The organism is Pseudomonas oryzihabitans, assembly GCF_001518815.1.
Lineage (GTDB): Bacteria > Pseudomonadota > Gammaproteobacteria > Pseudomonadales > Pseudomonadaceae > Chryseomonas > Chryseomonas oryzihabitans_E.
In genome coordinates this window covers 669241-683920 of the sequence record NZ_CP013987.1, presented here as the reverse complement: position 1 = coordinate 683920, position 14680 = coordinate 669241, and the positions used below count along the sequence as shown (strand labels likewise).

Below are 14680 nucleotides of genomic sequence, written 5' to 3'. Positions count from 1 at the left end.
ACCCCATGGGCACGATAATCCTTCAGGCATAAAAAAGCCGACCGGCTTGCACCGGTCGGCTCCTGTCCAGCGGACTGGGCTCAGACGCCCAGGTAGTCGAGGATGCCCTCGGCGGCGTTGCGGCCTTCGAAGATGGCGGTCACCACCAGGTCGGAGCCACGCACCATGTCGCCACCGGCAAAGATCTTCGGGTTGCTGGTCTGGTGCTTGAACTCGTGCAGCCCCGGCGCGACGACGCGGCCCTGGCTGTCGAGGTCGATGTTGAACTGCTCGAACCAGGGCGCGGGACTTGGGCGGAAACCAAAGGCGATGACCACTGCATCGGCCGGCAGGATCTCCTCGGAGCCGGGGATCGGCTCGGGGCTGCGGCGGCCACGGGCGTCCGGCTCACCCAGACGGGTCTCCACCACCTTGACGCCTTCCACCTTGTCCTCGCCGATGATGGCAATGGGCTGGCGATTGAAGAGGAATTTCACGCCTTCTTCCTTGGCGTTCTTCACTTCCTTGCGCGAGCCGGGCATGTTGGCGGCGTCGCGGCGATAGGCGCAGGTCACGCTCTTGGCGCCCTGGCGAATGGAGGTGCGATTGCAGTCCATGGCGGTGTCACCACCCCCCAGGACCACCACGCGCTTGCCCTTCATGTCGACGAAGTCGGCCGCATCCTTTTCGAAGCCCAGGTTGCGATTGACGTTGGCCACCAGGAAATCCAGGGCGTCGTGCACGCCAGGCAGATCTTCGCCGGGGAAGCCACCCTTCATGTAGGTGTAGGTGCCCATGCCCAGGAAGACCGCATCGAATTCCTCGAGCAGCTGATCCATGGTCACGTCCTTGCCCACTTCGGTGTTCAGGCGGAATTCCACGCCCATGCCGCCGAAGACTTCGCGACGGCGACTGAGCACGGTCTTTTCCAGCTTGAATTCGGGGATGCCGAAGGTCAGCAGGCCACCGATCTCGGGATGCTTGTCGAACACCACCGGGGTCACACCGTTACGCACCAGGATGTCGGCGCAGCCCAGCCCGGCCGGACCGGCGCCGATCACGGCAACACGCTTGCCGGTAGGCTTGACCTTGGACATGTCCGGACGCCAGCCCATGGCGAAGGCGGTGTCGGTGATGTACTTCTCCACCGAGCCGATGGTCACCGCGCCAAAGCCGTCGTTGAGGGTGCAGGCACCCTCGCAGAGACGATCCTGCGGGCAGACGCGACCACAGACCTCGGGCAGGGTGTTGGTCTGGTGCGCCAACTCCGCCGCCGCCAGGATATTGCCTTCGGACACCAGCTTGAGCCAGTTGGGAATGAAGTTGTGCACCGGGCACTTCCATTCGCAATAGGGGTTGCCGCAACCCAGGCAGCGGTGCGCCTGCTCGGCGGCCTGCTGCGGCTTGAAGGGATCGTGGATCTCGACGAATTCCTTCTTGCGCTGGCGCAGCAGCTTCTTCTTCGGATCCTTGCGACCGACCTCGATGAACTGGAAGTCGTTGTTCAGACGTTCAGCCATTTCCAAACCTCTTGAAGCGACGCCCCTTCAGATGGGCGCCACGAGCTATCACGGTGAAACCGGCGCCTGAGGGAGCCGGCATCGAAGTCGTTATTCCGGACGGGCGCGGGTGCTGACCAGCAGCGAAGCCAGGCTCGCGGCCTTGGGCTTCACCAGCCAGAACTTGCGCAGGTAGTCGTCCAGGTTCTCATGGAGATGGCTGCCCCAGGCACTACCGGTCTCGCGCACGTATTCGGCCAGTACCCCTTCCAGGTGGCTGCGATAAGCCTCCATGGCCTCGCTGTTAATGCGCTGGATTTCCACCAGTTCGTGGTTGACCCGGTCATAGAAGCCGTTGTCCAGGTCCAGCACATAGGCGAAGCCGCCAGTCATGCCCGAGCCGAAGTTGTAGCCGGTCTTGCCCAGGACGCAGACGAAACCACCGGTCATGTATTCGCAGCAGTGGTCACCGGTGCCTTCCACCACGGTGTGGGCCCCGGAGTTGCGCACCCCGAAGCGCTCACCAGCGGTGCCAGCGGCGAACAGCTTGCCGCCGGTGGCGCCGTAGAGGCAGGTGTTGCCGATGATGGCCGACTCCTGGCTCTTGAAGCCCGCGCCCTGGGGCGGGGTGATGACCAGCTTGCCGCCGGTCATGCCCTTGCCCACGTAGTCGTTGGCGTCGCCTTCCAGATACAGATGCAGGCCACCGGCGTTCCAGACGCCAAAGCTCTGGCCGGCGGTGCCCTTGAAGCGGAAGGTCACCGGTGCCTTGACCATGCCCTGGTTGCCGTGGCGCCGGGCGATTTCGCCGGAGACGCGGGCCCCGATGGAGCGGTCGCAGTTGCCGATGCTGAGGCTGAATTCGCCGCCTTCGAGCTGCTCGATGCCCGGCAGGGACAGACGCACCATTTCCTCGGCCAGCAGACCCTGGTCGAATGGCGGGTTCTTTTCCACCTGGCAGTATTGCGGCTTCTCCGCCGGGATGTGGTCGCTACCCAGCAGCGGGGTAAGGTCCAGGTGCTGTTGCTTGGCGGTCTCGCCCGGCAGGATTTCCAGCAGGTCGGTACGGCCGATCAGCTCGCCCAGGCTGCGTACGCCCAGCTTGGCCAGCCATTCGCGGGTCTCCTCGGCGATGAAGGTGAAGAAATTCATCACCATTTCCACCGTGCCGATGAAGTGCTCCTTGCGCAGTCGGTCGTTCTGGGTGGCGACACCGGTGGCACAGTTGTTCAGGTGGCAGATGCGCAGGTATTTGCAACCCAGGGCGATCATCGGTGCGGTGCCGAAGCCAAAGCTCTCGGCGCCGAGGATGGCCGCCTTGATCACGTCCAGGCCGGTCTTCAGGCCGCCGTCGGTCTGCACCCGTACCTTGCCGCGCAGATCGTTACCGCGCAGGGTCTGGTGCGCCTCGGCCAGGCCCAATTCCCAGGGCGAGCCGGCGTACTTGATGGAGGTCACCGGCGAAGCACCGGTACCGCCGTCGTAGCCGGAGATGGTGATGAGGTCGGCATAGGCCTTGGCCACACCGGCGGCCACGGTACCTACGCCAGGCTCGGACACCAGCTTGACCGATACCAGCGCCTTGGGGTTGACCTGCTTGAGGTCGAAGATCAGCTGCGACAGGTCTTCGATGGAATAGATGTCGTGGTGCGGCGGCGGCGAGATCAGGGTCACGCCAGGTACCGCATAGCGCAGCTTGGCGATCAGGCCGTTGACCTTGCCACCGGGCAGCTGACCGCCCTCGCCCGGCTTGGCGCCCTGGGCCACCTTGATCTGCAGGACCTCGGCGTTGACCAGATACTCGGGGGTGACGCCGAAGCGGCCGGTGGCCACCTGCTTGATCTTGGAGCTCTTGACCGTGCCGTAGCGCGCCGGATCCTCCCCCCCCTCACCGGAGTTGGAGCGACCACCCAGGCGGTTCATGGCCTCGGCCAGGGCCTCGTGGGCCTCCGGCGACAGGGCGCCCAGGGAGATGCCGGCCGCGTCGAAGCGGGTGAAGATGTTGGCCAGCGGCTCGATCTCGTCCAGCGCCAGGGGCTGGTCGCTGGTCTTGACCTTGAGCAGGTCGCGGATCATGGCTACCGGGCGCTGGTCCACCAGCGCGGTGTATTCGCGGAACTTGGCGTAGTCGCCCTGCTGCACGGCAGCCTGCAGCAGATTGACCACGTCCGGGTTATAGGCATGGTATTCGCCGCCATAGACGAACTTGAGCAGGCCACCCGGCTGGATCGGCTTGCGGTTGTTCCAGGCTTCCCCGGCCAGCAGTTTCTGCTCGGCTTCCAGGTCGACGAAGCGCGCGCCCTTGATGCGGCTGGTGACACCGGGGAAGCAGAGGTCGGTGACCTCGTCCGCCAGGCCCACGGCCTCGAACAGCTGGGCGCCGCGATAGGAGGCGACGGTGGAGATGCCCATCTTGGAGATCACCTTGAGCAGGCCCTTGGTGATGCCCTTGCGGTAGTACTTGAATACCTCGTAGAGGTCGCCCAGCACCTCGCCGGTGCGGATCAGATCGCCCAGCACCTCATAGGCCAGGAACGGATAGACCGCGGTGGCACCAAAGCCCAGCAGCACGGCGAAGTGGTGCGGATCACGGGCGGTGGCGGTCTCCACCAGGATGTTGCTGCTGGTACGCAGGCCCAGGTTGACCAGGTGGTGATGCACGGCGCCGGTGGCCAGCACCGCATGCACCGGCAGCTTGCCCGGCTCGATGTGACGGTCGGTCAGCACCAGCAGCACCTTGCCGGCACGCACGGCCTCCTCGGCCTGCTCGACGATGTTGCGCAGCGCCGCCTCGAGGCCCATGGACTCGGGGTAGTTGAGGTCGATCTTGACATGCTCGAAGCCAGGCTTGGGCATGTTGAGGATGGTCCGCCACTTGGCCGGCGAGACCACCGGGCTGCTCAGGATGGCGCGATCGGCGTGCTCGGCGGTTTCCTCGAAGACGTTGCGTTCGGCACCCAGGCAGGTCTCCAGGGACATGACGATGGACTCGCGCAGCGGGTCGATCGGCGGGTTGGTGACCTGAGCGAACTGCTGGCGGAAGTAGTCATAGGGCGAACGGATACGCCGCGACAGGACCGCCATGGGGGTGTCGTCGCCCATGGAACCCACGGCTTCCTGACCCTGCTCGCCCAGCGGGCGCAGGACCTGGTCACGCTCCTCGAAGGTGACCTGGAACATCTTCATGTACTGGCGCAACTGATCCTGGTCGTAGAAGGCCGAACCGTGATCGTTGTCGTCCAGGGTCGCCTGGATGCGCATGGCGTTCTTGCGCAGCCACTGCTTGTAGGGATGACGCGCCTTGAGGCGATTGTCGATGTCGTCGGTCTGCAGCACCTCACCGGTCTCGGTGTCCACGGCCAGTATCTGGCCCGGGCCGACCCGGCCCTTGGCGATGACGTCGTCGGGCTGATAGTTCCAGACACCCACTTCCGAGGCCAGGGTGATGTAGCCGTTCTTGGTGGTCACCCAGCGCGCCGGACGCAGGCCGTTGCGATCGAGCAGGCAGACCGCATAGCGACCCTCGGTCAGCACCACGCCGGCCGGACCGTCCCAGGGCTCCATGTGCATGGAGTTGAATTCGTAGAAGGCGCGCAGATCGGCGTCCATGGTCTCGACGTTCTGCCAGGCCGGCGGAATGATCATGCGCACGGCGCGGAACAGGTCCATGCCGCCGGTCACCAGCAGCTCCAGCATATTGTCCATGCTGGAGGAGTCGGACCCGACGCGATTGACCAGCGGACCGAGCTGGTCGAGATCCGGGATCAGTTCGTTGACGAACTTGGTCCGCCGCGCCTGGGCCCAGTTGCGGTTGCCGGTGATGGTGTTGATCTCGCCGTTGTGGGCGAGATAGCGGAAGGGCTGCGCCAGCGGCCACTTCGGCAGGGTGTTGGTGGAGAAGCGCTGGTGGAACACACAGATGGCGGTAGCCAGGCGCGGATCGCCGAGGTCCGGATAGAAGGCAGCGAGGTCCGCCGGCATCATCAGGCCCTTGTAGACGATGACCCGGGACGACAGGCTGCAGATGTAGTGTTCGGCGTCCTCGGCATTGCGCACCGAGGAACGGCGGCGGGCGGAGAACAGCTTGACGGCGAACTGCTGGTCGTCGAGACCGGGACCGGCGACGAACACCTGCTCGATGCGCGGCAGTCGCGCCAGAGCGAGTTCACCCAGCACGGAAGTATCGATGGGCACCTTGCGCCAACCGACCAGGGTCAGGCCAGCGGCCTCGATCTCCAGGTTCATGTTGGCACGAGCCTGTTCGGCACGGGCTTCGTCCTGGTTGAAGAACACCACGCCCGCGGCATATTGCTCGGGCAAGTCGACGCCGAACTGCTCCTGGGCGATGGCGCGCAGGAAGGCATCCGGCTTCTGCATGAGCAGACCGCAACCGTCGCCGGTCTTGCCGTCCGCGTTGATACCGCCCCGGTGGGTCATGCAGGTCAGGGCTTCGATGGCCGTTTCCAGCAGGTCGTGGCTGGGCTCGCCCTGCATATGGGCGATCAGGCCGAAGCCGCAGTTGTCCTTGAAGCTATCGGGATTGAACAGGCCTGCTTTCATAGCGCTCTCACCGGCAATCAGGTTATTGCGAAGGCATCACAAAACTGTCCGCTTATTTGAACTTTTTTCGGACAGTCAAAGGCTGACCAGTGTAGCGAAAAAAACGCCTTCGACAAACACTGATGACACCTGATGAAAATTCCATGACGCAAAATAGAAAGCCCCGGCGTCACTCTCGTGATAGCGCCAGGGCTTTCTTTCGCGGCAGGCAAGAATCAACGGCTGGTGGCGATGTCCTGCTGGATGCTGGCGAAGGTCCGTGGCCAGGGCTTGCTGGCCTGCACCTTGGCCGGCAACTGCTTGGCCGCCGCCTCGGCTGCCGCACGATTGGCGAAGCTGCCGTAGGTCACTACATAGAGCGCCTTGCCCTGGTAGCTTTTCTTGAAGTAGTGAAAGCTGCCACTGTCGGTCTGGCGGGCGATGAAGTCCTGCGCTGCCTTCTCGGTACTGGTGCCCACTACCTGCAGGGCGTACTTGCTGCCCGACTGGCTGCCATACCAACCTGCCGCAGTGCCAGCCGAATGGGCAGGCGCCGCGGCTGGGGCTGGCTTGGTCGGTGCCGGAGTCGGCGCGGCAGGCGCCGTATGCCGGGGAGCCGGTGCAGTCACCGCTGGGGCGCTGGGCGCGGAGGAGCGGGCCGGGGTACGGCTGGGCAGCTCGTCCTCATCGCTCACGGGCGGGGCCTCGGTGCTCACGGTAGGCGGCACTCCGCCGGCTTCCATGTCGTTGCCCGCCGCGGTTCCAGCCTGGCGACCGCCCGCTGCTTCCGCCAACGGTTCGCGAATGACCGGTTGCGAATCACCCACCAGCGGCAGGGGAAGCGGCTTGGAGGAACCGTCGAACTGGATGGGCGCGCCCTGGGCATCCCTGCTGGTGCCGGCCGTGCTCTGGCCGCCCAGGGGCAGGTTCTGCTCGTTCGCGGTGGTCGGTGCTTCGCTCTTGCCACCCTTGAGCGACAGGGCCGCGGCACCTACCGCCACCACCACAACGCCGAGGATGATCAGATGCTTGCGCGGCAGGGCCGCCAGCAGGTTGCGCGATCCTTTCGCCGGCGCAGCCGCCTTCTTGCGACGGGCGCTCATGCCCGCCACCAGGACATCGCGAGCCTCTTCGTTAAGGCGACCAGGCCAGCCACCGGAGCGCTCGTGAATGGTCGCGAGCTGCTCGTCGGTGAAGATTTCCAGCCCCTGACCGGCACCTTCCAGGCGCTGGGCCAGATACTCTTCGGCTTCGCTTTCGCTGTAGGGCAGCAATTCGATGGCGTGATAGCGCTCTTCGCCCTGAGCGATATCCTCCAGGCGCATCACTACTTCCGCCTCGCCAAACAGGAAGACGTGCAGGCGCTCCTTTTCGGTGCCGCCAGCCAACTCCAGCAGGGCTTCCAGCGCGGGGGTCGCCAGCGCCTCGGCATCGTCCACCAGGATGTAGACCTCCTGCCCCGCCAGGCGCACTTCCGCAGCCTGTTCGAGAATGGCCGCCGGCGTCTGGCTGTCAGCGCCCACGCCCTTGGCTACCTGGGCCAGCACGGTGCGGACGTCGCCGCCGTTCTGCGCGGAAATCACCACGCAATGCACGGCTTCCTTCTTGGTGCTGGCCGCCAGCGCCTGGCGCAGCAAGGTCTTGCCACTGCCCTCGGGACCACTGACCACCAGCAGGAGCTGGCTGTAGCGAGCCAGGTGATGCAACTGGCCAAGTACCGGCTTGCGCTGCGCCGGAAAGAATTTGAAACCGGGAACGCGGGCAGCGAACGGGTCGTGAGTGAACTGATAGTGACCGAGAAAGGCTTCGTCGGCATGCAGATTGGACATGGGACTCTCTTGTTCTCCTTACTGGGCGGTCAGCGCTTGGTAATCGGTACGCAGCGTCTGCTCGAGAATGTCGCGGGCGAAGTCAGCGGTCACCACGGCTTGGCCCAGGTCACTGAGCAGCACCAGCCGTAGTTGTCCGTCCAGGACCTTCTTGTCCACCGCCATGAGGCGTTCGAAATCGGCCGGCTGCATATCGGCCGGGGGCACCACGGGCAGCTTGGCTTTGACCAGCAGGCGGATCGCCCGGTCACGCTGCGCAGGACTCAACCAGCCCAGCAGCAGGGACATCTGCAGCGCCATCACCATGCCGGCGGAGACCGCCTCGCCATGCAGCCAGACGCCATAGCCCTGGTGGGTCTCGATGGCATGTCCGAAGGTATGGCCGAGGTTGAGGATCGCCCGCAGGCCCGACTCGCGCTCGTCGCTGCCCACCACCTGGGCCTTGGCCGCGCAGGAGCGCTCGATGGCTTCGGTGAGCGCGGTCTGATCCAGTGCCAGCAGCGCCTCGACGTGCTCTTCGAGCCAGCCAAGAAAGGGTTCGTCACAGATCAGGCCATACTTGATGACCTCGGCCAGGCCAGCCGACAGCTCGCGCGCCGGCAGGGTCGCCAGGCTGTCGGTGTCGATGATTACCGCCTTCGGCTGATAGAAGGCGCCGACCATGTTCTTGCCCAGCGGGTGGTTGATGCCGGTCTTGCCGCCCACCGAGGAATCCACCTGGGACAGGAGCGTGGTGGGTACCTGGATGAAGTCCACCCCACGCTGATAGCAGGCCGCGGCAAAGCCGCCCATGTCGCCGATCACCCCGCCGCCCAGGGCGATGAGGGTGGTCTTGCGGTCATGGCGATCCTGCAACAGACCATCGAAGATCAGCTGCAGGGTTTCCCAGTTCTTGTGCGCCTCGCCGTCGGGCAGCACGATGGCGCTGACCTGCCGATCGCCCAGGGTGCGCAGCAGGCGCTCCAGATAAAGCGGCGCGATGGTGTCATTGGTGACAATCGCCACCTTGCGTCCGGCGAGATGGGGCAGGAAGCATTCCGGTCGATCCAGAAGGCCCTGGCCGATGTAGATCGGGTAGCTGCGCTCACCGAGCTCGACGTGAAGAGTCCGCATGCCATCACCTTGATTCAAAGGGCGCCTAGCATAGCGCAGAACGCCCGCGGCTTTAATGTGGTGCCAGGGCTTTCAGACGGTCGAGTATCTGCAACACCACCAGCCGCGGTGGCCGCTCGTCGGTCTCGATGATGATGTCGGCGATCTCGCGATACAGCGGATCGCGCATGGCCATGAGATTGCGCAATACGGCCGCGGGATCGGCGGTCTGCAGCAGTGGCCGATTGCGGTCCCGCGAGGTCCGCTCGATCTGCTGCTCGATGGAGGCATGCAGATAGATGACCCGCCCGCCATGCTTGAGTGCCTGGCGATTGTCTTCGCGCAGCACAGCGCCGCCCCCGGTGGCCATCACCAGACCGTTCTCCGCGCATAGCTCGGCGATCGCGGCGTGTTCACGCTCGCGAAAGCCCTGCTCGCCTTCCACATCGAAGATCCAGGGGATGTCGGCACCGGTGCGTTCTTCGATTACCTTGTCGGAATCCTTGAACGGCAGCCGCAATTCCTTCGCCAGGAGCCGACCGATGGTGCTCTTGCCCGAGCCCATCGGTCCTACGAGAAACAGATTACGCACTTATGTCATCGACCAACCGCTATCGCCTGGTTGTTCATGATACGCGGCGTGAGGAAGATCAGCAGCTCGACTTTGCTGTCCGTGACCGAATCCCGGCGGAACAACCGGCCGACATAAGGAATATCGCCCAGCATCGGCACCTTGGTGGTGGACTTGGTCTGGGTATTGGAGAACACCCCGCCCAGCACGATGGTCTCGCCATCGCTCACCAGCACCTTGGCATTGACCTCGTTCTTGCTGATCGGCGGCACACCATTCAAGGCGTTCTGGTAGTCAGGGGCATCCTTGTTGACCTTGACCTCCATGATGATGCGGTTGTCCGGCGTGATCTGCGGCGTGACCTCCAGCGACAGGGCTGCCTGCTTGAAGCTGGTGCTGGTCGCGCCACTGGAACTGGCTTCCTGATAGGGAATCTCGGTACCGCGCAGGATCTTCGCGGTCTCCTTGTCCGAGGTGACCACCTTGGGCTGGGAGATGATTTCGCCGTTGCCGCTGGACTGCAGGGCGGACAGCTGCAGGTCCAGCATATGGCCACCGGCCATGAAGCCGATGCCGATACCCGAGGTGCTACCGGCGACACCCATATCCACGAAGGGCGTAGGGGCCACGCCGTTGGTAGAAGTGAAGTTACCCACGGTACTGCTACCCGGCAGGAAAACCTGACGAGTAGTGGGATCGACGGTGGTGGCGCCGTCCTTGCCGTAGACGGCGAAGTTGCCCGACGTGGAGTTACCCCCCCAGCGCACGCCCAGCTGCTTGCTGTAGTCGACGTTGGCTTCCACCAGGCGCGCCTCGATCATTACCTGGCGCACTGGGATATCCAGCTGCGAGACGATACGGCGCAGTTCATCCAGGCGATTCTGGGTCTGGTAGGCGATGATGCTGTTGGTGCGCTCGTCCACCGAGATGGAGCCGCGCTCGTCGGCGGTCTTGTCAGCACTGGTCACCGACTGGAACAGCTTGGCGATATCGGCGGCCTTGGCGTAGTTGACCTGGATCAGATCACGGCGCAGCGGCGCCAGCTGCTGGATCTGCTTCTGCGACTCCAGCTCCTGGCGTTCGCGGGCAGCGATCTCGTCGGCCGGGGCCACCAGCAGCACATTGCCGATCTGGCGTTTGTCGAGCCCCTTGGTCTTGAGAATCAGATCCAGCGCCTGATCCCAAGGCACGTTCTGCAGGCGCAGGGTGATGTTGCCCTGCACGGTGTCGCTCGCCACCAGGTTGAGGTTGGTGAAGTCGGCGATCAACTGCAGCACCGAGCGCACATCGATGTCCTGGAAATTCAGCGACAGCTTTTCACCGGTGTAGGTGAAGCGATCGGCTGCGCGCTTTTCCTTCTCTTCGGTAGTGAGCGGCTTGACGCTCAGGGTCAGGCGGTTATTGGTCTGGTAGGCCAGGTAATCGTAGGTCCCGGTAGGCTCGATGACGATGCTCGCGCCACTGCTGTCGGCCGAGGCATTGACGAACTGCACCGGAGTGGCGAAGTCCTTGACGTCCAGCCGTACCCGCAACTCTTCCGGCAACTGGGTGCCGGCAAAGGTCAGGCGGATCTTGCCGCCCTGTTCCTGGATATCCGGGTTGATGCCGGTCTCGCTCAGGTCGATGACCACGTTGCCCTCACCCTGGGGGCCACGCTGGAAGTCGATATGACGGATCGCCTTGCCACGCAGCTGCGGGCGGGGCGCGGTCATGGCGGCGACGGTGGAGGTGGCCTGAGTCGGCGGCAGCGGCGTGCGGGTGACAGCGCCTGGCAGAGGCGCTGGCGCCGGTGCGGTCACGGTGGCTGGAGCGGCGGCGCGCGGCAGATTCGGCGTCAGGTTGGCCTGGGCGGTAGCTGCCTGACGACCGGCGGTGCCACCGATGGTGACGAACAGATTGCGGCCATCGGCGCGGGTGTCGTAGCTGGCCAGGTTGGTGAGGTTGATGATCAGCCGGGTCCGGTTGCCCGCCTCTACCACCGTCACGCTACGGGCATTGCCGTTACCCAGGTCGCGGCTCTTGGTGCCCAGCTTGTTGGCCACCCCCGGCAAGTCCAGGGCGATCCGCGCCGGCTGCTCGATGGTGTAGCCCTTGGGTACCGGGACCGGCTGATCGAAGGTCAGCTTGAGCTCGATGCGATCCCCGGGCAGGGAGGCGACGTTCAAGGCCTGCAGATCGGCTGCCAGGGCCTGGCCGGCCAGGCTGCCCAGCAACAAGGCCAATCCCAGTCCCAGCCGTCTTGCGCTATTCGTCTTCACTGTACTTGCCCCGCCCATTAAGTCTTTTCCTTCAAGGTGATGGTGCGCGGCCGTTCCAGCCAGCCACCCTCGCCATCCGGGACGATTTCGATCACGTCGATCTCACCGTCAGTGATCTTGGTGATGCGCCCGTCATTACGCCCCAGGTAGTCACCCACCTTGACGCGATGCACGCCCCCGGCGCCGTTGACCAGCGCATAGCGGCCACTGGCGTTGGCCAGGATGCCCACCATGCTGAAGGTCTCGATGTTGAAGCCTTCGAGAAACTGCTTCGGCCGATTCACGTCAGGCTTGATGTTGCCGGTCCCGCGCTGGCGCACCGTGGGGTCGATGCGTACCGGCGCCTGGAAGGGGCTGCGCATCGCCGAGGCGGCATAGGTGAAAGGTTCGTAGGCGCGAAATTGCGGCAGTGGCTCGATGGACCCACGCGGCTTGGCGCGGGTTTCGTCCATGAACGCCTGCAGGTCGCTGGTATCGCTGGAACCACAGCCAACCAGCACGCTGGTCAACAGGCAGAGCAACAGGGGCGTCTTCATTTGCTGAGCCCCTTATCATTGTAGCGGTAGGTCTTGGCCAGGACGTTCATGCGCAACTTGCCGCCGGTACCTGACACCGAGCCGCCCCCGTTAGCGTTCTTGTCATCCACCGGCTTCAGATCGAAGTCGTGCAGAGTCACGATGCGCGGCAGGCTAGAAACGCTGCTGACGAAGGTCGCCAGGTCATGATAGCTGCCCACCACGGTGATCTGGATCGGCAACTCGACATAGAACTGCTGCGTGACTTCCGGCAGCAGCTTGATCTGCTCGAACTCGAGGCCGCTACCGAGACCGGTACGGGTGATGTCCTCGAGCAGCGCCGGCACCTCGGTATCGCCGGGCAATTGCCGCAGCAGGGCCCCGAAGGACTCCTCCATCTCGACCATCTGCTGCTTGTAGGCATCCAGATTGGCGGCCTGGAAGGCCTTGCTGGCGTACTGCTGCTTGAGGGTTTCTTCCTGGGTGCGCTGGTTGTCCAGCTGCGCCTGCATGTCGCTGAGATGGAACTGATAGCCAAGCAACAGCACCACCAGCACGATCAGCAGGCAGGCGATGACTTTGACCGGCTTGGGCCAGGAACCCAGATTCTCCAGGCTGAGCTCGTTGATGTCGACCTTGCGCAGGCTGGCCAGGGAATCGGCGAGACTCATGGTTTGCCTCCCTTGGCGAGCGGGGCTGTCGCCGGAGCACCGGGCTGGGTCTGCTTGACGGTGAGCTGGAAGGTATTGGCCTGATCCACCGCACCGGCGGTGGTCGCCTTCACCTCGATCAGCGTTGGCGACGTAAACCAGTCGGAGGCGTCAAGATTACGCATCAGGTTGGAGACCCGGTTGTTGGATTCCGCCTCGCCACTGATCGACAGGGTATCGCCCTGCATCTTCAGCTCGCGGAAATACACGCCATCCGGCAGCGTCCGCACCAGCTGGTCGAAGACATGACCGATGACCGGCCGATTGCCTTGCAGGTCCTGGATAATCTTCATCCGCGCCAGCAGCTGCTGACGGCGGGTCTTGAGTTCGCTGATTTCCTTGATGCGCACGTCGAGCTGGGCGATGTTCTGCTGGATGAAGGCATTGCGGGCCTCCTGACGGGCGATTTCGCCGGACAGGTATTGATCCCCGAGAAATACGGCGCCGCACGAGAGCACGAAGATGCCGCCCAGGATCACCAGGAACTGCTTGCGCCTTTCTTCGCGCAGCTGTTCCCGCCAGGGCAAGAGGTTGATGCGGGCCATCTAGTCGAAACTCCTCATGGCCAGGCCGCAGGCGATCATCAGCGCCGGGGCATCGCCGGCCAGGGCCGCCGCATTGACCTTGTTGCTGACGGTCATGTCGGCGAAGGGATTGGCCAGGACGGTGGGGGTGCCGATTTTCTGCTGGATCAAGCGGTCGAGTCCGGAAATTGACGCGGTCCCACCCGCAAGCAAGATGTAGTCCACATCATTGTATTGCCCAGCCGCGAAGAAAAACTGCAGCGAACGGGCCACCTGCTGTACCACGGCCTCGCGGAAAGGCGTCAGTACCTCGCTCTGATAGTCGTCCGGCAGCCCGCCCTGTTTCTTGGCCAGGCCCGCCTCCTCCACCGACAACCCATAGCGTCGCTGGATCTCCTCGGTAAGCTGGCGCCCGCCAAACAGCTGCTCGCGGGTATAGATGGTCTTGCCGTTGTGCAGCACGCTCAGCGTGGTCATGGTGGCGCCGATGTCGACCACCGCCACGGTCAGGTCGTCGACATGCCCGCCAAGTTGATTGGCCAGTAGCTGGTAGGCCCGCTCCAGCGCATAGGCCTCGACGTCGACCACCTTGGCCGAAATGCCGGCCAGCGCCAGGGCCGCCTCGCGGACCTCGACGTTTTCCTTTCGGCAGGCAGCCAGCAGCACCTCGACGCGCTCGGCATTGCGCGGCGACGGCCCCTGCACCTCGAAGTCGATGGCGACCTCGTCCAGCGGATAGGGAATGTACTGGTCGGCTTCCAGCTTGATCTGGTTTTCCAGCTCGTCATCAGACAGGCCGGCATCCATCTCGATGGTCTTGGCGATCACTGCCGAACCGGAAACAGCCACGGCGGCGCTACGCGCGGAAGTGCGGGCCTTGACCAGCACCCGGCCGATGGCCAGGCCCACGCCTTCGAGTTCGGCGATGTTCTTTTCGACCACGGCGTTGGCCGGGAGGGGTTCGACCGCATAGGCTTCCACCCGATAGCGACCGCCTGCACGGCTCAACTCGATGAGTTTCACGGATGTCGAACTGACGTCGATACCCAGCAGCGTATTCGCCTTCTTTCTGAATAGCCCTAGCACATCAGTTCCCTATGAGCGACGGTGGTATTCCGTAGACGGGCATTAGATAACAGACTTGACACCCGAGCAAATAGCGGC

General features: G+C 64.0%; 10 protein-coding genes. All 10 read right to left on the bottom strand.

Features of this window, described 5'->3' with window-relative positions:
• Nucleotides 1-80 precede the first annotated feature (80 nt).
• The gene (locus APT59_RS03165) at nucleotides 81-1499 is read right to left on the bottom strand and encodes an FAD-dependent oxidoreductase (RefSeq protein WP_059313515.1); all 1419 of its coding nucleotides are present in this window, start codon (nucleotides 1497-1499) and stop codon (nucleotides 81-83) included.
• A 90-nt stretch (nucleotides 1500-1589) separates the two neighbouring features.
• The gene (gene gltB, locus APT59_RS03160; protein ID WP_059313514.1) at nucleotides 1590-6038 is read right to left on the bottom strand and encodes a glutamate synthase large subunit; all 4449 of its coding nucleotides are present in this window, start codon (nucleotides 6036-6038) and stop codon (nucleotides 1590-1592) included.
• A 215-nt stretch (nucleotides 6039-6253) separates the two neighbouring features.
• Nucleotides 6254-7846, bottom strand: coding sequence for an AAA family ATPase (locus APT59_RS03155; protein ID WP_059313513.1), 1593 nt, complete (start codon nucleotides 7844-7846; stop codon nucleotides 6254-6256).
• An 18-nt stretch (nucleotides 7847-7864) separates the two neighbouring features.
• Nucleotides 7865-8959 (bottom strand): 3-dehydroquinate synthase, encoded by a 1095-nt coding sequence (gene aroB / locus APT59_RS03150; RefSeq protein ID WP_059313512.1) that lies wholly within the window; start codon nucleotides 8957-8959, stop codon nucleotides 7865-7867.
• 52 nt (nucleotides 8960-9011) lie between these two features.
• The gene (gene aroK, locus APT59_RS03145) at nucleotides 9012-9530 is read right to left on the bottom strand and encodes a shikimate kinase AroK (RefSeq protein ID WP_059313511.1); all 519 of its coding nucleotides are present in this window, start codon (nucleotides 9528-9530) and stop codon (nucleotides 9012-9014) included.
• Nucleotides 9531-9535: 5 nt separating this feature from the next.
• On the bottom strand, nucleotides 9536-11785 hold the full coding sequence (gene pilQ, locus APT59_RS03140; RefSeq protein WP_059313510.1) for a type IV pilus secretin PilQ: 2250 nt from the start codon (nucleotides 11783-11785) through the stop codon (nucleotides 9536-9538).
• Nucleotides 11785-12303, bottom strand: coding sequence for a pilus assembly protein PilP (locus tag APT59_RS03135; RefSeq protein ID WP_059313509.1), 519 nt, complete (start codon nucleotides 12301-12303; stop codon nucleotides 11785-11787). The genes pilQ and APT59_RS03135 overlap by 1 nt, the downstream gene beginning before the upstream one ends.
• Nucleotides 12300-12953 (bottom strand): type 4a pilus biogenesis protein PilO, encoded by a 654-nt coding sequence (gene pilO / locus APT59_RS03130; protein WP_059313508.1) that lies wholly within the window; start codon nucleotides 12951-12953, stop codon nucleotides 12300-12302. Before pilO ends, APT59_RS03135 begins: the two co-directional genes overlap by 4 nt.
• On the bottom strand, nucleotides 12950-13537 hold the full coding sequence (locus APT59_RS03125; RefSeq protein WP_059313507.1) for a PilN domain-containing protein: 588 nt from the start codon (nucleotides 13535-13537) through the stop codon (nucleotides 12950-12952). Before APT59_RS03125 ends, pilO begins: the two co-directional genes overlap by 4 nt.
• Nucleotides 13538-14602, bottom strand: coding sequence for a pilus assembly protein PilM (locus APT59_RS03120; protein WP_059313506.1), 1065 nt, complete (start codon nucleotides 14600-14602; stop codon nucleotides 13538-13540). It abuts the gene before it with no gap.
• Between the last annotated feature and the right edge of the window lie 78 nt (nucleotides 14603-14680).